Genomic DNA, 24,880 nt, shown 5'->3' with positions numbered 1-24,880 from the left:
TTAGAAATCGAGAGGGGCTTCCGAATATGTCGCAACCCAGGAAATCAGTCTTCATCACATTGGCTCTGGTTCTGATGCTTGCCGCCGTGCTGTCTGCGTGCTCAAAGTCTAATACTGCAAGCCCTGACACTTCCGCATCTTCCGGGAATTCCGGATCGAAGGAGAATATTAAGCTGCGGATGACGGTCTGGGGCTCGCCGGAGGAAGTGGCTCCTTATAAAAAAGCGATTCAGAATTTCGAGGCCAAGCATCCGAGCGTCAAGGTCGAGCTTCAGCATATTGCCGCCGATTATGATACTAAGCTGACGACCATGGTCGCCGGGAATGATGTTCCGGACATTGCCATGATGGAATCGGGCACCATTGCTTTTCCGATGGCGGAGCAGGGCAAATTCTATAATCTTCAGGAATTCCTGGATACGGATGCCGACATCAGTCCGGATACACTGGTTCCCAATATTACCTATTCCCTGGAGCCGGGCAATGTTATCGGAATCGGCCCCGGCCCCGAATCCTTCGCCTTGTTCTACAATGAGGATATCTTCAAGGACGCCGGTATTGAACCTCCTCCGTCCAATGTGGCGGATGCCTGGACCTGGGATGAATTCGTCGAGGTTGCCAAGAAGCTGACCGTGGACATGAACGGCAAAACAGCGGACCAGGAAGGCTTCGATCCGACCAGAATCAAGCAATATGGAGCAAATATCTCCACCTGGTGGGGGGTGTACAGCAACTTCATCTATTCCAACGGCGGGGATTTCATCTCTGCAGACGGTAAAACCTTCGGGCTGAACCAGCCGGAGGCGGTGGAGGCGCTCCAGAAAATATCCGACCTGATGAATGTCCACCATGTCTCTCCTTCACCAGTGCAGTCCAAGAACATTCCGGCCACCAATGTGGCGCTCCAGACCAAAAAGGTAGCGATGACGGTAGACGGGCAATGGGCCAGTGCAGGCCTCGCCCAGTCGAAGTTCAACTTCAATGTCGGGGTCATGCCTGTAATGAAGGAGCCGGTCACCACCGTGGTCTGCGGCATGTTCTCCATTTTTAAATCCACCAAGCATCCCCAGGAGACCTGGGAGCTGCTGAAGGCGCTGCTCGATCCCGAAGCCTCCATTGACATGCTTACAGCCGGAACCTGGATGCCATCTCCCAAGGACTGGTACACCGATCCTGCGCTACTGGCCAAATGGACGGAGAATCTGGACGCCAGACCGTCCGGCTATAAGGAAGCCATTGTCGATGTGATTCTGACCAAAGGGCATCAGACCCCGACCGGCTATGTGAAGAATTTCAACAATATTATGGACTTGGTCAATCCTGCGCTGGATAAGGTGTGGCTCGGCCAGCAGACGGCCCAGGAAGCGATGGACTCCATCGCGGCAAAGGTCCAGGCCCAGATTAAGGGACGGCGCGATATCAAGGAATAATCAACAAGACTGGAGGCCAGTATGCGAAAAGGAATGTTCTACGGGCTGCTGTTCACCGCCCCCGCCATCCTTGGGTTTGCCATTTTTACGCTGGGTCCCATGATCGCCAGCCTGGTGCTCAGCATGACTAACTATAATGTGTTCAAAGAGCAGACCGCTTTCACCGGTCTGGATAATTACCTGCGGCTGTTCTCAGGTGAAGATGAGCTGTTCTATAAATCGCTGGGGATCACCTTCTATTTCGTCGTGTTGCGTGTGCCTGCGGTGATTCTCATCTCCTTCGGGATTGCGCTGCTGCTGAATCTCAATGTAAAGGGAAGGGCTATCTTCCGTACGATCATCTACCTGCCGAGCATTGTTCCGGCGGTGGCCTCGGCCATGATCTGGATGTGGCTGCTTAACCCTGACCTGGGCCTCATCAATTCACTGCTGAGCCGCTTGCATCTGCCGACCAGCAACTGGCTGTACGGCGAAGGCAGCGTGATCCCCTCGGTCGTACTTACCACGCTCTGGGGGATCGGCAGCACGGTGATTATTTTCCTCGCCGGACTATCCGGCATCCCCCGGCAGTATTATGAGGCCATTGAGGTGGATGGAGGGGGCTGGTTCCGTAAGCTGAGCCATGTGACGGTTCCGATGGTCACCCCGACAATCTTTTTCAATACAATCATGACGATTATCGGTTCCTTCCAGGTCTTCAACGAAGCCTACATTCTGACGCAGGGCGGACCGAATAACCGGAGTTTGTTCTATGTATTTTATTTGTGGAGAACAGGCTTCCGGGATGCCGAGATGGGGTATGCGTCCGCGCTGGCCTGGATCTTGTTCGTCATTATTCTGTTCTTCACCTTCATCGTCTTCAGAACCTCGAAGTCATGGGTGTATTACGAAGGGGGGGGCCGGGCTTGAGGCCATCGAAGCTTTCACTTACCGCAGGTTACGGGGCGCTGATCCTAATCTCCTGTATGTTCATCATTCCGTTTGTCTGGCTGATCCGCAGCTCGCTGATGAATTTATCGCAGATATTCACCATGCCCCCCGAATGGATACCGAAGCCGTTTCAATGGGGCAATTTCCATAAGGCGCTTACGGTGTTGCCGTTCGATGTCTTCTTCAAGAATACGCTCATCATCGTGGTCACCGTGCTGGTGGGAACCGTAATTACGAGCAGCATCGGAGCCTTCGGATTCTCACGGATTCCGTGGAAGGGCAGGGATGCGGTGTTCGCGGTCCTGATGACCAGCATGATGCTGCCGGCGGCGGTGACGATGATCCCAAGCTTTTTGGGCTGGCAGATGATGGGGTTCTACGATACGTTGTATCCGCTGATTGTGCCCGCTTATTTCGGCGGGGGGATCTTCAATATTTTCCTGCTCCGGCAATTCTATCTGACCATTCCGCGCGATTTCGATGAAGCTGCCTATGTGGACGGGGCGAATTACTGGCAGATCTATACCCGGATCATCTTTCCCCTAAGCCGTTCCGCGATTATCGTAGTGGCCTTGTTCAGCTTCCTGGCCTCCTGGAATGACTTCATGGGACCGTTGATCTATCTGAAAAGCGACAAATGGTTCACCCTTGCGCTGGGCCTGCAAATGTTCCAGGGCACCTATACCGCGCAGTGGGATCTGCTGATGGCGGCCTCGGCGACCGTCGTTCTGCCCTGCGTCATTGTGTTTCTGGCCGGACAGCGGTACTTCCTGGAGGGCATAACCTTAACGGGATTAAAAGGATAAAGGAGGCGGGGAACAGAAATGGCAGAGCAACAATCGAAGATTCATACCTGGCAAGATGTGTCCTTCACCTGTGTAACTATCAATGACGAGTTCTGGAAGCCGCGTCTGAAGGTGCTCCGGCAGACCACGCTGCCGGATTGCCTGTCCAAATGTGAGGAGACCGGCCGCATCAATAACTTCGCCAAGGCAGCAGGACTGCTGGAAGGGCATTACGAAGGCAAATATTATAACGACTCAGATGTCTACAAGGTGCTTGAAGGCATTGCCTATGCGCTGATGTCAGAGCGGGATGCGGCGCTGGAGGCTGAGGCTGACCGGATCATCGGGCTGATCTCGGCTGCGCAGGAAGAAGACGGGTATCTGTGTGCGTACTTTACCCTGGAGAATCCCCAGGGCAAGTGGACGGACATGGAGAAGCACGAGATGTATAACGGCGGCCATCTGATCGAAGCGGCGGTTGCCTATTATGAAGCCACCGGCAAGCGCGAGCTGCTGGAGGTAGCCTGCCGTCTGGCCGATCATGTTGACGAGGTGTTCGGCCCCGGCAAGCGGCACTGGGTGGAGGGGCATGAGGAGATCGAGCTGGCACTGGTGAAGCTGTACCGCGTGACGCAGAGTGAGCGCTACTGGAAGCTGGCACTCTGGCTGCTGGAGGAGCGCGGCCATGGCTATGGTGTTGGCGCGATCTGGGATAATCCGGAGTGGGGACCGGCCTATTGCCAGGACGATGTCCCCGTCCGCGATATTAAGCAGGTCACCGGCCATGCCGTCCGTGCCATGTATCTGTATACGGCCATGGCGGATATTGTCCATACTTCTGGAGATTCGGCTTATTCGGAGGCTCTGCACCGGGTCTGGACACATACGGTGGAGCGCAACATGTATGTAACGGGCGGCATTGGGCCGTCCAGGCACAATGAAGGTTTCACCTCCGATTATGATCTGCCCAATGAGACCGCCTATTGCGAGACCTGCGCCGCCATTGCCATGGTGTTCTGGAATCACCGGATGAATCTGACGTTCGGGGACGGTAAATATGCCGATGTGGTGGAACGTGAGCTTTATAATGGCGCCTTGTCAGGAATCTCCCTGTCCGGGGATAAGTACTTCTATGAGAATCCGCTTGCTTCCCAGGGCGGGCATCATCGTGTCCCATGGTTTGAAACCTCTTGCTGTCCGACCAATCTGGCCCGCTTTCTGCCATCCCTGGGCCAGTACGCCTATGCTGTTACAGAGGATGGCCTGGCGGTGAATCAATATATGAACAGCGAAGCGGAACTGGTGCTCGGCAGCGGGCTGGGTGTCAGGCTGAAGGTAAGCACCCGGTATCCCTGGGATGGCCGGATAGAGCTTGAGGTGAACCTTGCTGCAAGCGCCGAATTCAGTATCCGGCTGCGGGTACCGGAGTGGTGCAGCGGATACCTAGTAGAAGCGGGAGGCATCAGCATCGGGGAGGCGGAAGCCTTGACGCATCAGGGGTATATCGTGCTGGAGCGGAACTGGTCGCCGGGGGATACGGTGGTGCTTGAGCTGGAGCTGCCCGTGAATAAGGTGCGGGCCAGACCGGAGGTGGAGGCGGACAGAGGGAGGGTTGCTGTACAGCGGGGACCCGTTGTATATTGTCTGGAGCAGACGGACCATCCCGGCAGTTCCTATGATGCCTTCTCCCTGCCGGCCGGAGCGAGGTTTCGGGTGAAGCATCTGCCGGAGCTGCTGGGCGGGGTGACGGTGCTGCAGAGCCGGGATGCAGACGGCAGGCCGCTCAGGTTCATCCCCTATTATGCTTGGGACAACAGGGAGCCTGGTTTCATGCAGGTCTGGGTCCGGGAACGGGAAGGAAGTGGCCTGTACAGCTATTGAATTCGCTAGTGCAGAGCAAAGGAGGAGATTCGCTTGCGCGGAATTACGAACCCGGTTATCCCGGGCTGGTATGCTGACCCGGAGGCCAGAACATATGGGGGGAGGCATTATGTGTATGCCACCAGATCCTTCACGGAATATACCCGGCAGATGAATCTGGATGCCTTCAGCTCCGTTGACCTGATTCATTGGACGACCCACGAGGGGATCATCGAAATGGATGATTTCCCCTGGATCTGGAGAGCGGTATGGGCTCCGACCCAGATTGAGCATCACGGCCGGCATTATCTGGTCTTTGCCTCGAACGATATCCAGAAGGACGGCGAAGCCGGCGGGCTGGAGATTGCTGTTGCGGATGCTCCCGAAGGCCCCTACAGAGGGTATCTCCACCGGCCGCTGATCGGCGGGTTCATTCACGGCGCACAGCCGATCGACGCTCATCTGTTCAAGGATGATGACGGTGCAATCTATCTGTATTACGGGGGCTGGGGCCATTGCAACGTGGCCCGGATGAATGAGGAGATGACGGGGTTTGTTCCGTTCCCGGACGGAGAGGTCATCCGTTCCGTCACTCCGCCGGGTTATGTGGAGGGGCCGTGTATGATCAAGAAGGACGGCCTGTATTATCTGATGTGGTCAATGGGCGGATGGACCAACGGGACCTACCGGGTCGCTTATGGCGTAAGCGACAACCCGCTTGGTCCATTCCCGAACCTGGGGACCATACTGGAGAGGCAGGAGCCGGTGGCGGAAGGCCCCGGCCATCATGGATATTTGCATCTGCCGGAGCGCGATGAATGGCTGATCGTCTATCACCGCAGACTCATCGGAGACCGGGAGCCGGGCAACCGCATGTTATGCATCGACAGACTGGAACTCGGTGCAGGCGTTATCAAGCCGGTAAGGATGACCGACCGGTGGTAAGCTTGTCGGCTTATCGTAGGTGAATACAGGAGGAATGAGGCCTTGGCTTATGACGGGGCCTTTTTTGTCGTGGTGCCGGAGAGGAATGCGTCATTCAATTAATGTTATTCCCCCTGTATTCCCATAATGTTGTACAAATTGCAACTCGGAAACCGGGATATCCGGGGATATGATAGAGTTGTTGTATAAAATGCAAGAATTGCCCCCGCTAAGCGTTTGGAGGATGAAAAATCCTGCTTTTTATGCAGTAATTTTGGAATGTAGCCGGGATGAGCAGGGTAATGTTGTATTTTGAGCAGGATTTTCACTGGGAGGTTGGGGACGAATGCAAAATATTCATGATAATGAAATTGTTTCTTATACAGTTGATTTGCAAAAGTCAAAAATTACATTCCAAACATTGGGCGGCAAAGACAATTCAGTTCCCGTCATCCCCCACCCTGAAGCACCGACTTCACAAGCAGCAGCCACGGAATGCTGCCAGTAGCGGCGATGCTCCCCTCCGGGTGAACCTCCGCTGCAAGCAGCAGCATGTAATAACTGAGGCCAGTTATTGCAGCAGCGCTGCCGGATTGCAGTAGCGTCTGTTCATCGTCTGACGTAAGCTGTGGAGCTTGCCCGCAGGATTGAGCTATGGCTGCATAGAGCAGCCATTCGGCAGCATCCCCGGGCAATCTATGGTACTGAGATTGCCCGGTATATTCCGCACACCACTGTAATCTAAATGAAGCAGGTGCATGCAGCATTCCTTGCAACAGCGGCAGGGGAAGTCTGCTCCAGAGAAAGTGTGCAGCGCCAAAGGGCTTGCCAAGCAGGAGCAATGTGTCCCAAGCGCCTGCTTGAAGCAGCAGTTGTGCTGCGTAAGAAAAATCTGTAGAGCTAAGCGGTGTGTCTGCGCGGTGTTCCGAATCGGCTAAGCTGCCGATATCGGGGGCCGGGAAGGAACATTCTGCCGGAACAGAAGGGTCTTCTTGTTCTTCGGCTTGGCATTGTGGCAGCCTGGAATGGCTGGTTTCAGCATGGGGGGAGGCGACTTGGCGCTCCTGCATGCTGTTAGAGCCTGCCCGATGCTCCGCCGGGCCGGGCTGCTGCCCCGCCAGCCGCCCCAGGCCTTGTCCTGCCGCGGCGATTCCGCTGCTGCGGCAGGACAAGGCCCACAGATAGCCGGATACCCACGGGTCATCCGGCGCACCTCTCTGCATCCGCGCAAGCTCAGCGGATGCGGCCCCGGGCTGTTCCGGGTCCCGGAACAGCGTCCCCAGCAGCACCTGAAGCACCTGCCGGATATCCTCCGGCAGATGCGGTGCTGCGAGAAGCGCCGCCAGCCACGGGGCGGCGCGGGCATTGAGTGCGGCAGGCACCAGCCTGCTCAGCACTCGCCGGGGCAGGGCAGGGAGCAGCTGACGCGTGAACACCGTCAGCTGCTCCGTTTGCCCGGACAGCAGGCACAACGTGGCCAGCTGCTCCCAGGCGGTTACGTCATCAGGCGCGTAGCCGATCGCCTGTCTGTAATGCTCCATTGCTTCCTCGTAGAGGAACAGCTGCTCGCAGACCCGCCCGGCGGAAAGGCGGGTGCGGTAGGTTCCGCTGCCGGAGGAGGAAGGGTATTTATGTGCGGTATCCCCGCTGTCCAGCGCCTGCTGGAGCAGAGGGTATGCCCGCCATACCTGCCCTTGCTCCAGCAGCAGACCCGCATAGCTCTCCAGCAGATCAGTGAAATCTGCGTACAGCCCAATCCCGGCCTGATAGACAGACTCCGCGTCCGCAGGCCGCCCGCCCGCTTGGAGGGCAAAAGCTGTCTTGAGATACAGGTCGGCGGTATAGCCGGAGTCGGGCGGAGCTTCTTCCAGGAGCGGCAGTAGCAGGTCCGCCGCAGCCGGGTACTTGCCCTGCTGGTAATATTCCGTCCCCAGTGCGTACCGCAGGGGAACACTGCCGGGCTCAAGCTCTAGCGCAGCATGGATCAGCTCCAGATTGCGGCTGGCTTTATTTTTGCGCTGAAGCTCATCATCCAGATAGCCGTAATGGTGGACAGGCAGACGGGCATAAGCAATATGTCCTCCGGGGAGGCTCCAGATGCTGGAGGCTACCTCTTCATGAATGCTGCCGCGAAAACAGATACGTACATCGTTTCGGAAGAGTCTGCAAACATTGTCTGTCACGTATTCGCGCCCGGAGGCATCACCTACATAATGAATAAAAGGCAGGAAATACCCGTCCGCACGCTCCGATTCCAGCAGAAGCTTTAACTCCTCTGGCTTCCAGTCAGCAAGGGCTTCATCTGCATCCAGCACCAGAATCCACCCATAGGAGGCCAGCTGTAGGGTATGATTACGGGCTTTGGAGAAATTGTGTTCCCAGGGCAGCCTGATTACCCGGGCACCGAACCTGCCGGCGATAGCCATACTGTTATCCTCTGATCCGGTATCCGCGATAATAATCTCCGAGACCATACCCTGAACAGACAGGAGGCATTGCTCCAGATGTTGCGCCTCATTCCTTACGATCATGCAGAGCGAGATCCCGGGAGTATCCATAGTCTATAAGCTCCTTTCTAACATTGATTGAAAAAGTAGGGGTGCAAAGCAAGCGGGTATACTCCTTACGGACTGGAGAGCCGTTATTTTCAAAAAAACAGCACTTTTTACGGAGTTGCGGACTCAGAGGAACCTATTATCACTCTAACCGATGATTTAAGGCAGCATATCCGCCTTTAAGCGCCGTGGAGTCCGTAACTCTTCCCAGTCATGCGTTTTCTGCAAAATAAACGCTCCTCAGTCCGCAACGCCCAGGCAACTGACACTCTGCTGAATAAAAACGGACTATGCAGGGATAGTTGCAGAACGTACACCTAAAACGAGCGAAAAGGCACACTTTCATTGTATAACTGTAGTCTGTACAACTAAATCTGCCCAAAAAGGGGAGAGGGAAGAATCAACGGATGTTTAAATGTACGAAGTACAACAAAACCGGAAATTGGTGACCAATCAGGCGTTTTAGTTGTACCAAATACAATTAAGGCTTATCGCAACTCCGATCATCTGATGACATACTAATCGGTTGATCTGGGAAGCGGAAGAGTGAGACGCGCAGCCGCAGCCGCCGGTGAATATATGGCCGAAGTTACGAGCGCAGCCAGAACCTTGTCAGCCAAAAGAATCAAGGGCTGCACAGCCGCAGCAATAGCAGATAAGGGGAGTGAGGTGTTCCCGTCCGCCGGGTTAACTGCAGGATGATTTAGCAGCCCGGTGATATCATCGTAGCTCAGCTCAGCTGCGGAAGCTGCTTCCGCCCGCTGCAACAGCTTCAACAAATCAGCGCTAGGCGGCACCTCAAGCGCTGCATCATCTACCGCTCCAGCACCTACCCCAGCATCGATCTCACCCGCACTCTGCGCCGTAGCATCCACCGCTCCCGCATCTTGCATCACGCCATCGATCTCACCCGCACTCTGCGCCGTAGCATCCACCGCTCCCGCATCTTGCATCACGCTATCGATCTCACCCGCACTCTGCGCCGTAACATCCACCGCTCCCGCATCTTGCATCACACCATCGATCTCATCCGCACTCTGTATCGCCGCATCCATCTCTCCCGCCGCCACACCAGACCCCACACCGCCCTCAAGCATATCAGCCGCCGCTGTGTAACAGCCATCCCTTACCAGCAGGCGCAGTAGCTCCTGGCGCTGCTCCGTCAGGATGCCGGGCAGCTGCCCGGCCAGCCAGCCGTGAAGCTCGGGCTCGCGGCCCGTGCATTTGAACAGGCGCGTGAGCCGGGGAATCAGCAGCCAGGGCTCCGGCTGGAGCTGGGCTGCCCTGGTGAAGCAGGCTGCCGCTTCATGGTCTTCGCCGATCTGCTGGCAGACCTGCCCCAGCAGCGTGTGGGTGAGATATGTGCCTAACCCGGATTCTGTATGATAGAGGGGAGGGGAGGCTCCGATCTGTAGTGCCCTGCATAGCGCAGCCTTGGCTTCGGCTAAGGCTGATACCTGCAGCAGCAGCGCACCTTTGAGATGGTGAAGATCGGGATAGTCCGGGAAGAGCGAGCTTCCCTGCCCGCAGGCCTCCAGCGCAGCCGGGTAATCACCGGTTACCGCCAGGCAGCGGACTTTGTATTTATAGAGCAGATGAATATAGCTGGTGCCCGGCTCGGCCAGGTTCAGCGAGGTGCCGATATGCTCCAGCGCCTGCCCGTAATCGCCAAGCCGCATATATTCAACCGCCAGATTGAAATGCTGAAAAGCATCTCCGGGACTCTCCTCCAACTGCTGCTTCAGCAATCCGAGATTACGGCTGATTTTATCTTTTCGCTCCACAACTCCGTCGGCATAGCCGTAGTGATGAACAATCACGGTGCTCATATGCATCGCGGCCGCCGGGGTCTCCTGCACAATGGAAGCCGCAATCTGCTCATGAATAATGCCGCTGAAGCGATAATTCGGGCGGTTCTTGAACATACGGAGAATCGGGTTAACCGTAAGGGTCTGCGAAGCGCGCTCCATCCCCTGATGATTATGAATCCGCACAAAAAAAGCCTCATACTCCGTATGCTTCGCGCACACCAGCAGCTCATCCCGGCTCCCCGGATCCAGTTCCTCGTCTGCATCCAGCACCAGAATCCAGGTACCCTGTGCCAGGGCCAGCCCGGCATTGCGTGCGGCGGCAAAATCCCCGTTCCACGGGTAATCGATGATCCGGGCACCGAAGCTGCGGGCAATGGATCGGGTGGCGTCGGTGGAGCCGGTGTCCACAATGATGATTTCATCCGCAGCCCCGCGCGCACTCCGCAGACAGCGGGCCAGGTTGTCGGCTTCATTTTTGACAATCATGCATAAGGAAATCAGCGGTTGGTGTGGTTTCGTGGTCATTAGCTCAGACCTGCTCCTCTCTGCCGTTGGGTGTAATTCCACTTCGTATGCCAAGGGGTGCGGCGCAGCACCGCGATGGATTGAGCCACCGCTGCACTGTCCTCCTGAAGCGGGCCATGAGGCTGTTGCCCCTTCCCCTGTAGTCGTTCTACAGCTTCTGCGAGACGCTGCTCCGCCAGATGAAGATAACAGAGCGCCAGTCCGGTGCTAACTGCATCGTCTGCAGGGGATTCCCCCAAGGCAAGCCGGTACCAGCTGGCAGCTTCCGCATAATGCCCTTTATCTATGAGAAGTTCTCCGAGATATCGCAGGGTTGCCCCTGAAGCTTCCTTGCTGCCTGCAAGGCCAATGAACAGTTCCCCCGCCTCTGCACGCCAGCCTTCCTCATAGAGCGCCTCTGCCAGAGTGCTTGTATGTCCCGGAAACCGTCCAACCAGCCGCTTGCCCAGGGCGATGAACTGGTGCTTCACAGCAAGCCGGATGACCTCGGCAAGCAGAGGGGATTCCCCGAAGGCGGCGAACTCCGCTTGCTGCACGGCAGCATCGGACGACAACCTTGCATCGATCTCCAGTAATTCGGAACGCACTTCCGCAGGTGATTGCAGCCAGAGCTCCTCTTGCAGCTTCTCGCCCAGTTCCCATGTCACCATGGCTTCAAGGAGCCATAGCTGCCGCACCGTTTCTGTGTTCAATCCTCCGGCTGAGAGCTGTAGAGTGCCGGCCCGCAGCTTGTCGGCTGTCTTCCTGAACGAATGATATTTTCCGGTAATAATCCAGGAAGACAGCAGGAACAGCAAGGTGTCCTCCTCCAGCGGGCAGACCGCAGGCGGCAGCTCTGCAATTGCCTTATAAGCGCCCAGCCGATATAAAGTACCGATAATTGCGGTTCTGGCAGCACGCTGTGCTGTGCCGGTCAGCTGTATCAAGAGTGCGGCGATCTCTCCCTCCGGCACCTCCAGCTCCTGAAAAGCAGCAGCGATCCCCTCCAAAGCGGGGAGATACAGGGAGTGCTGCTGAAGCGCACGATGGTACAGCTGCGCGGCCTCCTTTTGCTTCCCGAGCTGCTGGAAAATGGCCCCCATCCGGTGCAGCGGGCGGAAGCTGTCCATGCCCTGTTCAGTGACGTATGCTCTGCGCGGAGCCGGGGCAGACGAGGTATCTATGGCGTGCTGGTAAGACTGGACGGCGCGCTCATAGAATCCTTGGCTCTCCCAGGACTGGCCCTGCATGTAATGCAGGTCGGGATAATCTCCATAACGTGTCAGCTCGCGGGTCAGCAGGCTGTCGACCGCTTTCACATGACCGGCGGCCAGATCGATTTTGCACAGATCGCGAATGATCGAGGGACGGTAAAAAGCCTGAAGCGGAGCGAGGGTAAGACTCTGGCGCAGCAGTTCTCCGGCTTCCTCCAGCCGTCCGTCCTGACAGCAGGTGACTGCCAGATTATAACGGCTGAACACATCGTCAGGCTCTTCTGCAAGCGCAAGCCGCAGCAGGTGCTCGTTGCGGCTGATTTTATGCTTGGCGCTCATAACCGGGGGCAGGTAGCCGAAGTGAAGAATCTCTATTGGACTGGCCTTAATGGAGGCGGACCCATGTTTTGTGAGAATAGAGGACTCTACACTTTCGTGAATTCTCCCGCTGAAAAGATAGCCCTGCCCACCCCGGAACAGCCGCACAGGATGGTGATACAGACGATCCTCGGGCCTGCTTCCCAGCAGGTTCTCTATGCGCACCGTGTACGCTTCGGCTGTGCTGCCTCCGAGAATCTCCTTGATTGAATCTATGGAAGTCTGAAGGATTTCATCTGCATCCAGGACCAGTATCCAACTGCTGGCCGCATGGGAGAGACCGGTATTGCGTGCGTCTGAGAAATGGTGGTTCCACTGGGCTTCAATGACCGTTGCCCCGTATCTCCGGGCGATTTCCACGGACTGGTCCGTGGAGCCGGTATCGACCACGATGATTTCATCGGCGCCCTGCAGACTAGCTAGGCAACGTGGGAGCAGCTCGGCTTCATTGTTGACTATGAGCTGTACTCCTAGTGTAGGTTTGGCAGATTGATTCAAGATCGTTCCTCCTTCGCGGGCCTTAATTCCTCCGGGTATTTTGCAAAATTAAGAATGTATATGCGTTGCTGCCGTCTTATGTAGATGCGGAATAACGCACAGCCAAGAGTACATGGGTATCCATGCACTCTTGGCTCCTGCATCGTATGACGGAAATTATGCTTACGTTCCTTGTGCATCAAAAATAACATTAAGCGTAGAAGCCGCACCCGGCGTGGCGGATTGATAGGAGAGGCGGGTGTATTTCAGGAACCGGGCAGGCACAATAACGTCTACAGAACCTGCTGGCAGCGGATTGTCTCCGGTCGTATCGACGAAATAGTTGGTTCCGTCTGCACTGATCTCGACCCGTGTATTCACCGGATTGGCTCCGGTATTCACAATGAAGTAGGAATAGGTGCCAAGGACACTGGTATTGTTGGCCGGCAGCGGCGTATAGGTATCCGAGGTTGCAATTGCCGTTGTAGGCAGCTCAATGAAGCTGCGCTGGGAAATAGACGTTACGCTGCTCAGCGTACCAGCAGTGATAGTCGCACCAAGCACGCTAGTAATCGTACCAGCGAGGATGTTCGTTACTGTACCAGCAGATGATAGAGTACCAGCAGTGATAGTCGCACCAAGCACGCTAGTAATCGTACCGTCTAAGAGGTTGGTCACCGTACCAGCAGATGTTAAAGTACCAGCAGTGATAGTCGCTCCAAGCACGCTAGTAATCGTACCGTCTAAGAGGTTAGTCACCGTACCAGCCGATGTTAAAGTACCAGCAGTGATAGTCGCGCCAAGCACGCTAGTAATCGTACCGTCTAAGAGGTTGGTCACCGTACCAGCGGATGTTAATGTACCAGCAGTGATAGTCGCACCAAGCACGCTAGTAATCGTACCGTCTAAGAGGTTGGTCACTGTACCAGCAGATGTTAAAGTACCAGCAGTGATAGTCGCACCAAGCACGCTAGTAATCGTACCGTCTAAGAGGTTGGTCACCGTACCAGCGGATGTTAATGTACCAGCAGTGATAGTCGCGCCAAGCACGCTAGTAATCGTACCGTCTAAGAGGTTGGTCACCGTACCAGCAGATGATAGAGTACCGGCAGTGATAGTCGCGCCAAGCACGCTAGTAATCGTACCGTCTAAGAGGTTGGTCACCGTACCAGCGGATGTTAAAGTACCAGCAGTGATAGTCGCACCAAGTACGCTAGTAATCGTACCGTCTAAGAGGTTGGTCACCGTACCAGCAGATGTTAAAGTACCAGCAGTGATAGTCGCACCAAGCACGCTAGTAATCGTACCGTCTAAGAGGTTGGTCACTGTACCAGCAGATGATAGAGTACCGGCAGTGATAGTCGCACCAAGCACGCTAGTAATCGTACCGTCTAAGAGGTTGGTCACCGTACCAGCGGATGTTAAAGTACCAGCAGTGATAGTCGCACCAAGCACGCTAGTAATCGTACCGTCTAAGAGGTTGGTCACCGTACCAGCAGATGTTAAAGTACCAGCAGTGATAGTCGCACCAAGTATACTAGAGATGGTGCCGTTCAAAATGACGGTGGTCAGGTTCCCGCTGGTATCCGTAGTTAGCGGCCGGTCGATCAGGGTCGAGGGGTCCCGCCCAAAAATAAGTGTGCGCAAATTATCCGGATTGGCCTGAAATGAACTGAAATTTGGCAAATGGAGTCATCCTTTCTGTGGGCGATTTCTGCCGTCAGCCTGCTCATGAAAAGACCCAAACCGTCGTCTGGGTCCATAAGCATGTATAGGCTGCCGGGTTAATAGAGAGAAGCATGAGTTGGACAGGACCATTCGAATGGTGTGATATTAGGATATGGAGCTTTTAAGAGAATGACTGGGTTAGCCCTGCAAAAATACGCAGCCGCCAAACAACCTGCCGGACAGCTTCGCATACTATGAAAATATGCTAGACCGACAGAAGGAGTGAGAATATGCCGAATGAGACTGTATTTAATCAGAATAGCCAGCCGCTGTATACCGAGCAGGTTAACACCTATATTGCACCCGGGATCGATACTCTGCCTGAAGCGGGAGCCGCGATGTCAGGTTTATTGTTTGGGATTCCTTTTGCCTCCACGGTGGGTACTTCAACCCCGCTTGTCATGCAGATAGCTAATCCCGGCGGCAGCGGACGTACCTTGTATATCTCCCGCATCATCGCAAGCACGGGAACAGCGTCGGTCACCTTAACCTTGCTGCGTAATGCAACGGTGAGTGGATCAACAGTCACCCCGGTCAACTATAATTTCGGGAGCTCGGTCACAAGCGTCGGCACTGCCCGGACCGCAACGGCTGCGCCTACAGGTTCTCCGGCAACATTAATGTCGATGCTGCTGGCCATAGGTCCGGTCATCCTTAATATGGACGGCAGGATGATCCTGCCTCCCGGCAACTCTCTTACGATATCGGTAACCATTGCGTCAGGGAGTACTGCGGCAACAGGCAACATCAGCTGGTGGGAATTTTAGAACGGAAGAGGAGGAGAAGAACCATGCCCAACAACTATGTAATCAATGACAATGACCAGCCGGTCTATGTGGAAATGACGAACACCTTCCGTGCCCCGGATATCAGTGCCCCGCCAGAGATCAGCGCTTCGCAGGCCGCCGTATTATTCTCGGCGAATGCCTCGAACTCGGCAACGATCGTGCTGTCGCTTCTCTCGGCTGTTATTTCAGTCCGCATCAGTAATCCTGCGGGCAGCGGCCGGACCTTGTATCTGTCCCGGATCAGCGGCAGTATCGGCGGCACCTCGGTGCTGACCTCGATCTCTGGCAGCTTTACCATTGTCAAAGGAGGCACAATTTCTTCACCGTCCACGGTGACGCCGGTAAATAATAATCTGGCCAGCGCGGCAGCAAGCAGCATGACGGTCCAGTCCTCCACCGCAGCTATTTCCGGGGGCAACGTGCTGGCGAGTTATCAGATTGCTCCGGGAGTGTTCAGTCCGGCTTTTACTGGCAGTATTATAGTCCCTCCGAACAATGTCATCAGCATCAGCGTAAGTTCATCAAGCGCGGCAGTCGGGACGATTATATCTGCGCTAAGCCTGAACTGGTGGGAGAGATAGCGGGCCAATGCTTCAGTACCTCTATAGCCGCTTTGAGAGAATAGACTTTGAAATTGTAAGGGGGGTATATTCACGCTATGCAAAACCGTGCCCACTTGACTTCAGCGTGGTTAAGGTTTATTTTTCTATAAATGGATGAATTAGAAGATTGGGAGGAGGAAGCATGGAGAGCTGTCTGTTTATACACGGCTTCACCGGAGGCGAATACGAGATTTCTCCGCTTGCGCAGTTTCTGGAGGCGAACGGATATGCGGCCAGAATGTTTACCTTGCATGGACATGGAGGCAGCAGAAGGGAGCTGCTCCATTCAAGCCGGGGGGACTGGCAGCTAAGCGCCGAGGAGGAGCTGAAGCAGCTATTCTCAAGCGTCGAAAAAGTGCATCTGATCGGCTTCTCTACCGGAGCGCTGATTGCATCTCGGCTATCCGTTCAGTATGCTTCCAGGATTCAGTCGCTCACCTTGTTGTCAACCCCGGTGTATCCGCTCAACCCGGCCGAGATTCTGCGCACACTGGTCCGCCCGGAGATGCTCCGGAATTATCTCAGCAAATGGGGTTCTACACCCATGAGAGCCACGCGGGAGTTCCAGCGGCTGGTGCGTGAGAGCTTCGAGGTTTATCCGCAGCTGAAGGTGCCGACCTTGATTGTACAGGGCAGGCGGGATCATCTGGTGAAATTCAAAGGTGCGGACTATCTCCGGCAGACGATCCCCTCGGAACGCAGACAGGTGCTGATTATGGAGCAAAGCGGACATATGGTCTGCCATAGCGCGGAGAGTCCCGCCATGATGGATGAAGTGCTCCGGTTTATCCGCCGCGCCGGCGATTCCGGGTAGACGAAGAACCCTTCCAGGGCTGGAAAGGGTTCTTCGGTCTGTCGCTGCTTTTATGATTATACGTTGACATTGAGGAGGGGGCGTGGTATTTTCAGCTTAAGGAAACCGGTTTCCTATTGAAAAGGATGATTACCGTCCTCCCGCTATTCTTCTATTCCGTTATTGCGTGATTCCGTTAGTTATTCCGCAGCATCTCCGCCGCTTCGCTTGGAAGATAACCGGGGAATCAACTCCGGCTCCAGCAGTTGTCCGCTCACAGCAGCTTCTTTGTTATCCAGCTTGTCCATTAATAATCGTCCTGCGGATGCGCCGAGCTGGAAGGTATCCATATCGAGTGAAGTCAGCGGAGGAGTGGTGTAGGGGGACAAGGGATATTCATCGAACGTGGCAATGCCCAGCTGTGAAGGAATGGAGATATTCAATTCCCGGGCCGCCTGCAGCACGCCGTAAGCAGAGAAGTTACTCATGCAGACGATGGAGTCGGGGGGATTCGCACTTTGCAGGAGCTGCTTGGCTGCCTGATAGCCATCCTCCTCCACCGCCCGGCCATTGATGATCCAGCCGCTCTGCACAGCCATTCCCGCCTCGCTGAGTGCCCGCTGATAGCCGGCTGCACGGCGCAGGAAGAGCGGCTCATCCTTCTCGCCGCCGATGAAGGCCACAGACGGGTAGCCCTGGTCCAGCAGATGCCGGGTCAGCATGAATCCGCCCAGCTCATTGTCGCAATCGACCCAGATTCCCGGAGCGTTGATCTCACCGATGGAGATATAGGGGAACTCAAGCCGGTTCAGCTCCGCGCACAGCTCAGGAGTCAGCACCGAGGTGTTGGCAATAATGCCGTCCACCCGCTTATTCAGCACCAGCCTCTGCAGGAAATGCCCCTCCGCATGGTCATGCTGGATATTGGCAATGGTCAGCTCATATTTCAGAGGACCAATGATGCTCTCCACCCCGCCGATAATGTTATAAAAGAACTGATTGAGAAACTCGCTTTCCTTGGACATATCAATGAGGATAGCTATCGTATTGCTGCTCTGTCTGGCAAGTCCGGTGGCGATGCTGCTTGGGGTATAGTTCATCTGCTTGATGATGTCCCGGACCCGGGCCTTCGTTTCCTCGGATATTTTGGGAGAGTCGTTCATGACCTTGGATACAGTGGATTTGGCGACACCCGCTGCCTGGGCGATATCCTTAATAGTAACTTTCATAGCTTTCCCTCCCGTCCTTACGGTATGGTACGCCCTAATGGCGAACCTTGTTCTACCTGTCATAATAACACAGTTGCTGAGACTGCTCTATGCGGCATAAAAGGAGACTATACAGTATGCTTACCCGGTTATTCGTATATCACACAGCGGAGGACCCTTTTGCCTTCCCGGCAGGCCCCCGCCTGCTTAAACTCAGACTATTCGTGCAGAGCGGACAGTCCTTGTCCTGCACGGTTGTCCACGCTGACCGTTATGATTCACCCGGCCATGAGCTTCCGCAAGAGATGGAGCGGATCGGCTGTGCCGGAGCGTATGACATTCATGAAGCCCTTATTCCTGCCGAGACTGGCAAATGCCGGTATCTGTTCCACATCGGGAATCCCGCAGGTGAATACCTATGGTATGGGGAGCGGGGAAGCTCGGAGAACAGGGACCAGGCGGGTGCCTTTCAATATGCCTATATTCACCGCCCGCAGGCTATTGCGCTGCCTGCCTGGAGTTCAGACACGGTGGTCTATCAGATTTACCCCGAGAGCTACCATCAGGGGACGCTTCAAGGCATTACAGACAAGCTTACATACTTGCAAGAGCTTGGCGTGACTGCTATTTATATGACGCCAATCTTTGAATCGCCTTCCGGGCATAAGTATAATACTTCCGATTACTATAAGGTAGACCCTGGATTCGGGACGCTTGAGGATCTGAAGATGCTGGTCGGGACTGCCCACCGGCTGGGAATGAAGGTTCTGCTGGATGCGGTCTTTAATCATTCCGGCGATACCTTTTTTGCCTTCCGGGATGTGCTGGAGCATGGGGAGGCTTCGCGCTACAAGGACTGGTTCTATATCCATTCCTTCCCGGTCAGCGGGGCGCCGGCTCCCGGCTATGAGACCTTCGCCAAGGCGGAGGCGAGTATGCCTAAGCTCAATATGGATCATCCCCAGGTAGCAGATTACATGATGGACGTAGCCAGGTATTGGGTGCGGGAAGCGGGGATCGACGGCTGGAGGCTGGATGTGGCCAACGAGGTGACTCCGGCCTTCTGGACAAGACTGCGGCGGGAGCTGAAGGCGGAATTCCCGGACCTTCTGCTGATCGGCGAGATTATGCATGCTTCCGGGCCCTGGCTGCGGGGAGACCAGTTCGACGGCGGGATGAATTACCTGCTGCGGGATGCGGTGCTGGAGTTTTTTGCAGCGCAGTCTGCGGGGCCGTCGCGGTTCATGGAGCAGCTGCTGCACCAGGAGGCCTTGTACAATGATCAGGCCAATTCGGCGATGTTCCAGCTGCTGGGCAGCCACGATACGCTGCGTTTCCTGACCGCCTGCAAGGAGGGGGGCCGGGGCTGGGACCGGGAAGCTACGGCAATGAGCCGGATGCGGCTGGCTGTCTTTTTCCAGATGACTTATATTGGGCTGCCGATGATCTATTACGGGGATGAGGTTGGAATGGAAGGCGCTACAGACCCGCATTGCCGGCGGCCGATGCTCTGGGAGGAGCAGGCTCAGCATACCGGACTGCTGGACTGGTACAAGCGGCTGATCTCGCTGAGAACAGAGCATGAGGTGCTGCGCCGTGGGGCCTTCCGCCCCTGGTTCACAGATGAGACGCGGGGGATCCTTGGCTATGTCCGGCGCAGCGGGCAGGATCGGATGGGGCTAATTATCAATAACTCCCCCAACCGCTACCATCTGGAGCTGCCCGCCTACCGTTCGGACACCAAAGTGCTGACTGAGCTGTTAAGCGGACTCACCCTCCGCAGCTCAAGCAAGCTTCTTGTGGAGATCGAGCCATTTGGCTGTCTGATGCTGCACTAACCTGTAACCCTCTGTCCACGGTAAAAGAGTAACGGACTCTGAGGGACGCAGCAAGCGGGTGTTATTTCTTCTTTTTGTTTTGTCTCAGCAGCCGGAATTCCTTGTTCTCCCATTGCTTGAGCAGCGGATAAGGATCGAAGGCCCACTCCGTAATGCCGCGGTCACGGTAGATGCCATAATGCAGGTGGGGCGGGAACTTGCCCTGTGTGCCCGGGCTGCCATAGCCGGAGCTGCCGACCCAGCCGATGGTCTGTCCCGGAGTGACGATATCCCCGCGCAGCAGGGACTTCTCATACCCCATCAGGTGGGCATAATAATGGTAGCGGTTCTCGATATCGCGGATACCGATGCGCCATCCGCCGTAGCGGTTCCAGCCCTTGGTCTCGACAATGCCGAAGCAGGTGCTGCGCACTGTCAGGCCATGCGGCGCGAACAGATCCGTGCCTTCGTGAATGCGCGCGCCGCCCCAGCTCCGCCCGGTTCCCCAGGTGCTGCGGTAGGCATAATTGGTCCCGATCGGCAGCGGAAATGCACTGCCGGACAGGTCCAGCCGTCCGAAATGCTCATATAGCTTGGCGAACTGGGAGACGCGCTGGGCGGCCCGCCCGTTGTGATAATACTCCCAGATCCCTATATTGAAATCCGTAGCGGAATCCCCGTACTTGAGCAGGTGGCGGGCCATGCTGTAGAGCACATCGGCATCGCTCTCGGGATCGGCGATGCCGTCCCCTGATCCGTCCACCCCGAAGCCGCCGAAGAAGCGGATGGAGTCCGGTTGCTTATCGTCCTGATCCGGGTTCAGCGGGCCGGACCATACAGGCGCCGGAATCATAATTCCGGTAAGCCTTGGCTTGGCCGCTGCAGAAGTGCTATCTGCGGCGGCTGTTTTTTTGCTTTTCCTGGCGATGGAACGTTCATACTGATCGATGGCAGCGAAGCGGTACCAGGGAATTCCAGTTGCCGCACTCATCTGCTCAAATAGCTGCTTGCGGTCAGCGGCGGCAGTCTCTTTGCTGTCTGCGGGAGCAGGACTGCCCGAGCTCAGTTCGGGAATTGTATGATAACGGGCAGCTTGGGTGCTTTCGGCAGGACTACCGCTCCAGAGCAGGGCGGCGGCAGACATACACATCAAGGTTCTGCGGGTGTAGGGGCTCTTTATTAAGGCCAGCATGATCTCATCCTCCTGCGTTTGGGCGCATGAATTGCATATAGGTTTGCGGAAGCGGCACTCGGGCCAGGTGCTTTTCTTTAGATTGAAGCAAAAGGACTTTTTTTATCCATGACTGCTCCAAGGTTCACAAAAACAGGCAAAGGACTACTTCACATGCTATAATATGAGGCAGCAACTTTTGACTGTGAAATAAATTGACATGACATTCAGATCGAAAGCGGGGTCTCATCACTTTGACTAATCGAACAGCCAAACAGCCCAAGCCAGACTGGATCAAAATCAAGTTAACCACCGGTGAGGAATATCAGGAAATCAAGGGTATGATGCGCTCGAAGACGTTACATACCGTATGCGAGGAAGCGCGCTGCCCGAATATTTATGAATGCTGGGCTAACCGCACGGCGACCTTCATGATTCTGGGGGATATCTGTACGCGCGCTTGCCGCTTCTGTGCGGTGAATACAGGCCTGCCGACCGAGCTGGACCTGCTGGAGCCGGAACGAGTGGCAGAGGCTGCCGAGGGTATGCAGCTTAAGCATTGTGTGGTTACGAGCGTGGCCCGCGATGATCTGAAGGATGGGGGTGCGGCGATTTTTGCCGAGACTGTGTCCGCGATCCGTAAGCGCCTTCCTCTATGCAGCATTGAAGTGCTGATTCCTGATTTTCTGGGGGACCGCGAGAGCCTGGAGACCGTGATGAACAGCCGTCCGGATATCCTGAATCACAATATCGAGACTGTGGAGCGGATGTCCGACCGTGTCCGGGCCAGGGCCAAGTACCGCCGTTCCCTGGAGCTGCTGCGCCGGGCCAAGGAGATGAAGCCGGAGATTCCGACCAAATCGAGCATTATGCTTGGCGTCGGTGAGGAGTGGGATGAGATTCTGCAGGCGATGGATGACCTTAGATCCGTAGATTGTGATATATTGACATTAGGACAATATCTTCAGCCTTCGCCGAAGCATCTGAATGTGGAGAAATACTATCCGCCGGAGGAGTTCGCGGTGCTGAAGGAAGAGGGCTTGAAGCGCGGCTTCAGCCATGTGGAGGCCGGCCCGCTGGTGCGCAGCTCTTATCGTGCCCATGAGCAGGTAAAGTCTGCTGCCGTGGCCCGTGAGGCGCGTTCCGTTTCACAGGCATAGGTATTTAGCGGCAACGCTGTATACGGTAACACTGTATTTCGTAGAGCAATTGATCTTTTGTTAGAATTTGCTGTGCAAATTCCCCCGCATGACGAAGTCACAGAATGTTTTTTGTTTTAGGTTTTTGTTTTTGAAGGTTTTTGCTTTTAAGCTTTAAGGTTCAAGCTTTAAGGTTTAAAGGCTTAGGTTTTAAAAGGGGTTTGAAAGGCTGAAAGAACCAATGCCGCAATTGCGGCGAGGTTCTTGGGTGGCGGTTGCACCCCCTTCGCGTTGATGGAGTCATGGAGAGAGATTTTGAAATTGTAGGAGCGTCAGCGTCCGCCTTTGTGGTCTGATTTCACCGCCCAGCGGTTAAATGGAAGAAATCAGACCACAACAGCGGCCGGAAATTCAAAATCCCGCGGAATGACGGCTTATCAACGCCCCCCATTTCTCATTTGAAAGGCAGGCGACACACGCTTGATCGTTATAGGTGGAAAAGGTTACGAGCTGATGCTCGATCATAAGGATGGCTGGAACCCTGAGGCTTTTCGCGGAAGATACAGCGAAGTGCTGGACCGGTACGATTATATCATCGGTGACTGGGGCTACAGCCAATTGCGCCTCAAAGGCTTTTACCGGGATAATCACCCTAAAGTGAACCGGGACACGGCCATCTCAGGCATGGTGGATTATATTAATGAATACTGTAACTTTGGTTGTGCGTACTTTGTGCTGCATAAGCTGAAGGAGTCCCCGCAGGAGGGAAGCTTCAAGGATATTCTGATCAAGGAAATCCCGGAGCCGGAGCTAGACGAGGATCTGGAGCAGGATGCTGAACAGATGGTAACGGTAAAAGAACACCGGGAGCCGCAGACGAAGAGTGCAGGCCGGGAGCATGTAACCAAAGATAGACCGGTGCGTGAACACCAGAGCCGCAATCACCGCAACAAAGAAGGCCAGGGCAAGAAGAACCATAAAGAGTTCCAGGGCAGAGGCCAGCAAGGCCAACCGAATAATGCCCGGCAGAACAGAGAACACAAAGACAATCATTCCAACCGGTCTAACAAGCAGGCGAATCAGAATAAGCAGGATAGACCGGAGAAGCAGGACAACCAGAGCAGACAGGATAGTAACCAGAACAAGCAGGACAACTAGACGATAGCCAAGGGGACAGCATGTACCCCCGGTTTCTCAATGTAACTCAAAAAGCCTCTTCAGCACATTAGCTGAAGGGGCTTTTTCTAATTCTATGGGCGGGCGAGAGGGCACGGGCCAAATGTACGCGGAAAACCTCTGACGATTCTATTTCACAGCTAATTTCAGCTGTTTCAGTGAAGCATTGTAGCTCCATACGAGCGCAGGGAACTTTTTCTTGAAGGCATTCAGCTCGATGAAGGACTCTCCGTCCTGGAACAGCGCCTCCTTGGAGGCCAGGGTGAACCCGAATACGTTACCGGCGCCGGTGGTCAGCATTACCTTTTTATTCTTGGCATCCCAGGAGACCTCATTCTCCACTAGTGCGGCGAGGACACGGGAGGCAGCATACACCTTATCGCCCTGCTTGATCAGACCTACATTTCCGGCAAAAGCAGTGCCGTTGATATCCAGAATATGATGGTCACCAGACGCGACAATCTCTTTCATGCCGGCAATTTGCAGAGCGGTAATCAGCTGGGCAGTTTTGCCCTTGACCTCGATATCAGGCGCAAGCCCGATATGGTTGAAGTCCTCCTTGTTCGGAGTCAGATACTTCATGGTGGTCAGCTTCAGCTCGCCGCCGCCGGACATGGGAATCAGGCTCTGAATCCGGGCCTTTCCGTATGAGCGCGTGCCTACAACTGTAGCCAGCTTGTTGTCACGAAGTGCACCGGTTAAGGCTTCGGAGGCGCTGGCCGTATATTCATTGGTCAATACGACCACGGGCACGCCGATCTTGCTGCCGTTCGTAATTGCGACCGGCTTCAGTGTACCGGTCTGATCGGAGGTGTACATCATAATACCGGAATCCATGAACTTTGAGACGATATTCTGGGCGCTGTCCATATAACCGCCCGTATTATCTCGCAGATCAAGAACCAGCGATTTCATGCCGCCTGAACGCATTTTGTCCAGCGCTGCGGAGAATTCCTCATCGGCAGTCTGGGTGAAGCCGTTGATGGAGATATAAGCAATTTTAGAGTTAAGCATCTTGCTGGTCACGGAGCTTGTAGCAATTTCACTGCGGGTTACCGTATAGGATTTGTTAGCTCCGTTTCTCTGAATCAGCAGAGAGACCTTCGTACCCGCTTTACCGCTCAGCTCATCGCCGTTCGTATCAGCCACCCGCACCCCGTTGATCTTGAGAATGGAGTCGCCGCGCTTTAGCCCCGCGGCCTCGGCCGGTGAACCGCTCATGACCTCTTCAATATATAGCTCTTTGGCCGTATACATCAGCCGGACACCGATGCCGACATATTCCAGATCGACCTGATGACCGAAGTCAGCAGCCTCCTCCTTCGTGAAGTATTGGCTATAAGGATCTTCCAATGTGCCTACCATACCGTCAATTGCACCGCGGATAAGTGTATCCTGGTCCACACCCTCAACGTTGTAATACTCCAGATATTGCATAATTTCATTGATGATCTCCGTCTTCGAGGCTTGCGCCGCTTCTGTAGAGGCAGCAGCATCTGCAGCTGAAGCAGCAGGGGCCCAGGCGATGGATAGTGCCAGACAGCCGCTTAAGAGTGCGGTAACGATTTTGGCTGATTTCATGAGTTCATT

18 protein-coding genes are annotated in these 24,880 nt (G+C 55.1%); 11 read left to right on the top strand and 7 right to left on the bottom strand.

The window, feature by feature from the left end:
* The first annotated feature begins 26 nt into the window (after window positions 1-26).
* Genes NYE26_RS25255 through NYE26_RS25235 form a run of 5 tightly spaced genes read left to right on the top strand, consistent with a single transcriptional unit; the run spans window position 27 to window position 5,950 of the window.
* Complete coding sequence (locus NYE26_RS25255; RefSeq protein ID WP_339250996.1) at window positions 27-1,430, top strand: sugar ABC transporter substrate-binding protein; 1,404 nt, start codon at window positions 27-29, stop codon at window positions 1,428-1,430.
* A gap of 21 nt (window positions 1,431-1,451) precedes the next feature.
* On the top strand, window positions 1,452-2,339 hold the full coding sequence (locus tag NYE26_RS25250; RefSeq protein WP_339250994.1) for a sugar ABC transporter permease: 888 nt from the start codon (window positions 1,452-1,454) through the stop codon (window positions 2,337-2,339).
* A gap of 56 nt (window positions 2,340-2,395) precedes the next feature.
* Complete coding sequence (locus tag NYE26_RS25245; protein WP_209880110.1) at window positions 2,396-3,166, top strand: carbohydrate ABC transporter permease; 771 nt, start codon at window positions 2,396-2,398, stop codon at window positions 3,164-3,166.
* An 18-nt stretch (window positions 3,167-3,184) separates the two neighbouring features.
* Window positions 3,185-5,026, top strand: a complete 1,842-nt coding sequence (locus tag NYE26_RS25240) for a beta-L-arabinofuranosidase domain-containing protein (protein WP_339250992.1) — start codon at window positions 3,185-3,187, stop codon at window positions 5,024-5,026.
* 33 nt (window positions 5,027-5,059) lie between these two features.
* Window positions 5,060-5,950, top strand: coding sequence for a glycoside hydrolase family 43 protein (locus NYE26_RS25235; RefSeq protein ID WP_339250990.1), 891 nt, complete (start codon window positions 5,060-5,062; stop codon window positions 5,948-5,950).
* 428 nt (window positions 5,951-6,378) lie between these two features.
* Here NYE26_RS25235 and NYE26_RS25230 read toward each other — a convergent pair whose 3' ends face one another.
* From NYE26_RS25230 to NYE26_RS25215, 4 genes are all read right to left on the bottom strand, one after another.
* The gene (locus tag NYE26_RS25230) at window positions 6,379-8,487 is read right to left on the bottom strand and encodes a glycosyltransferase (RefSeq protein WP_339250988.1); all 2,109 of its coding nucleotides are present in this window, start codon (window positions 8,485-8,487) and stop codon (window positions 6,379-6,381) included.
* Window positions 8,488-9,002: 515 nt separating this feature from the next.
* The gene (locus tag NYE26_RS25225; protein WP_339250986.1) at window positions 9,003-10,820 is read right to left on the bottom strand and encodes a glycosyltransferase; all 1,818 of its coding nucleotides are present in this window, start codon (window positions 10,818-10,820) and stop codon (window positions 9,003-9,005) included.
* Entirely contained in the window at window positions 10,820-12,889 is a 2,070-nt protein-coding gene (locus tag NYE26_RS25220; RefSeq protein ID WP_339250984.1) for a glycosyltransferase, read from the bottom strand. Before NYE26_RS25220 ends, NYE26_RS25225 begins: the two co-directional genes overlap by 1 nt.
* Window positions 12,890-13,051: 162 nt before the next feature.
* The gene (locus NYE26_RS25215) at window positions 13,052-13,870 is read right to left on the bottom strand and encodes a DUF6385 domain-containing protein (protein ID WP_339250982.1); all 819 of its coding nucleotides are present in this window, start codon (window positions 13,868-13,870) and stop codon (window positions 13,052-13,054) included.
* Between the two features lie 956 nt (window positions 13,871-14,826).
* Here NYE26_RS25215 and NYE26_RS25210 point away from each other — a divergent pair.
* The 3 genes from NYE26_RS25210 to NYE26_RS25200 all read left to right on the top strand — a co-directional run bounded on the left by NYE26_RS25210 (window position 14,827) and on the right by NYE26_RS25200 (window position 16,800).
* The gene (locus NYE26_RS25210; RefSeq protein ID WP_339250980.1) at window positions 14,827-15,363 is read left to right on the top strand and encodes a hypothetical protein; all 537 of its coding nucleotides are present in this window, start codon (window positions 14,827-14,829) and stop codon (window positions 15,361-15,363) included.
* Window positions 15,364-15,386: 23 nt separating this feature from the next.
* Window positions 15,387-15,965 (top strand): hypothetical protein, encoded by a 579-nt coding sequence (locus tag NYE26_RS25205; protein ID WP_339250978.1) that lies wholly within the window; start codon window positions 15,387-15,389, stop codon window positions 15,963-15,965.
* Window positions 15,966-16,128: 163 nt separating this feature from the next.
* On the top strand, window positions 16,129-16,800 hold the full coding sequence (locus NYE26_RS25200; RefSeq protein ID WP_339250976.1) for an alpha/beta fold hydrolase: 672 nt from the start codon (window positions 16,129-16,131) through the stop codon (window positions 16,798-16,800).
* A 179-nt stretch (window positions 16,801-16,979) separates the two neighbouring features.
* On the opposite strand, the gene NYE26_RS25195 is transcribed toward NYE26_RS25200, so the two are convergent.
* On the bottom strand, window positions 16,980-18,008 hold the full coding sequence (locus NYE26_RS25195; protein WP_339250974.1) for a LacI family DNA-binding transcriptional regulator: 1,029 nt from the start codon (window positions 18,006-18,008) through the stop codon (window positions 16,980-16,982).
* Between the two features lie 116 nt (window positions 18,009-18,124).
* On the opposite strand from NYE26_RS25195, the gene NYE26_RS25190 reads away from it, so the two are divergent.
* Window positions 18,125-19,825 (top strand): alpha amylase N-terminal ig-like domain-containing protein, encoded by a 1,701-nt coding sequence (locus NYE26_RS25190; RefSeq protein ID WP_339250972.1) that lies wholly within the window; start codon window positions 18,125-18,127, stop codon window positions 19,823-19,825.
* Window positions 19,826-19,886: 61 nt separating this feature from the next.
* On the opposite strand, the gene NYE26_RS25185 is transcribed toward NYE26_RS25190, so the two are convergent.
* Window positions 19,887-20,996, bottom strand: a complete 1,110-nt coding sequence (locus NYE26_RS25185) for a M23 family metallopeptidase (protein ID WP_339250970.1) — start codon at window positions 20,994-20,996, stop codon at window positions 19,887-19,889.
* A 233-nt stretch (window positions 20,997-21,229) separates the two neighbouring features.
* Here NYE26_RS25185 and lipA point away from each other — a divergent pair, with 233 nt between their 5' ends.
* The gene (gene lipA, locus NYE26_RS25180; RefSeq protein WP_339250968.1) at window positions 21,230-22,135 is read left to right on the top strand and encodes a lipoyl synthase; all 906 of its coding nucleotides are present in this window, start codon (window positions 21,230-21,232) and stop codon (window positions 22,133-22,135) included.
* A 459-nt stretch (window positions 22,136-22,594) separates the two neighbouring features.
* Complete coding sequence (locus tag NYE26_RS25175; RefSeq protein ID WP_339250966.1) at window positions 22,595-23,272, top strand: YutD-like domain-containing protein; 678 nt, start codon at window positions 22,595-22,597, stop codon at window positions 23,270-23,272.
* Window positions 23,273-23,419: 147 nt separating this feature from the next.
* Here the strand turns inward: NYE26_RS25175 and NYE26_RS25170 are convergent, their stop codons facing one another.
* Window positions 23,420-24,871 carry a S41 family peptidase gene (locus NYE26_RS25170; RefSeq protein ID WP_036722086.1) on the bottom strand — a complete coding sequence of 484 codons (1,452 nt, stop codon included), beginning with the start codon at window positions 24,869-24,871 and terminating at the stop codon, window positions 23,420-23,422.
* Window positions 24,872-24,880 lie beyond the last annotated feature (9 nt).

The organism is Paenibacillus sp. FSL P2-0136 (genome assembly GCF_037975325.1).
In the GTDB taxonomy this organism is placed as follows: domain Bacteria; phylum Bacillota; class Bacilli; order Paenibacillales; family Paenibacillaceae; genus Paenibacillus_AQ; species Paenibacillus_AQ silagei.
The sequence above is the reverse complement of the archived record's forward strand: the minus strand, read 5'-3'. Positions and strand labels throughout refer to the sequence as shown.

Bases quoted from the DNA above. Each gene is read 5' to 3' on its own strand.
- NYE26_RS25255 (WP_339250996.1), top strand. From the start codon at position 27: ATGTCGCAACCCAGGAAATCAGTCTTCATCACATTGGCTCTGGTTCTG.
- NYE26_RS25250 (WP_339250994.1), top strand. From the start codon at position 1,452: ATGCGAAAAGGAATGTTCTACGGGCTGCTGTTCACCGCCCCCGCCATC.
- NYE26_RS25245 (WP_209880110.1), top strand. From the start codon at position 2,396: ATGTTCATCATTCCGTTTGTCTGGCTGATCCGCAGCTCGCTGATGAAT.
- NYE26_RS25240 (WP_339250992.1), top strand. From the start codon at position 3,185: ATGGCAGAGCAACAATCGAAGATTCATACCTGGCAAGATGTGTCCTTC.
- NYE26_RS25230 (WP_339250988.1), bottom strand. From the start codon at position 8,487: ATGGATACTCCCGGGATCTCGCTCTGCATGATCGTAAGGAATGAGGCG.
- NYE26_RS25225 (WP_339250986.1), bottom strand. From the start codon at position 10,820: ATGACCACGAAACCACACCAACCGCTGATTTCCTTATGCATGATTGTC.
- NYE26_RS25210 (WP_339250980.1), top strand. From the start codon at position 14,827: ATGCCGAATGAGACTGTATTTAATCAGAATAGCCAGCCGCTGTATACC.
- NYE26_RS25205 (WP_339250978.1), top strand. From the start codon at position 15,387: ATGCCCAACAACTATGTAATCAATGACAATGACCAGCCGGTCTATGTG.
- NYE26_RS25200 (WP_339250976.1), top strand. From the start codon at position 16,129: ATGGAGAGCTGTCTGTTTATACACGGCTTCACCGGAGGCGAATACGAG.
- NYE26_RS25195 (WP_339250974.1), bottom strand. From the start codon at position 18,008: ATGAAAGTTACTATTAAGGATATCGCCCAGGCAGCGGGTGTCGCCAAA.
- NYE26_RS25190 (WP_339250972.1), top strand. From the start codon at position 18,125: ATGCTTACCCGGTTATTCGTATATCACACAGCGGAGGACCCTTTTGCC.
- NYE26_RS25185 (WP_339250970.1), bottom strand. From the start codon at position 20,996: ATGCTGGCCTTAATAAAGAGCCCCTACACCCGCAGAACCTTGATGTGT.
- NYE26_RS25170 (WP_036722086.1), bottom strand. From the start codon at position 24,871: ATGAAATCAGCCAAAATCGTTACCGCACTCTTAAGCGGCTGTCTGGCA.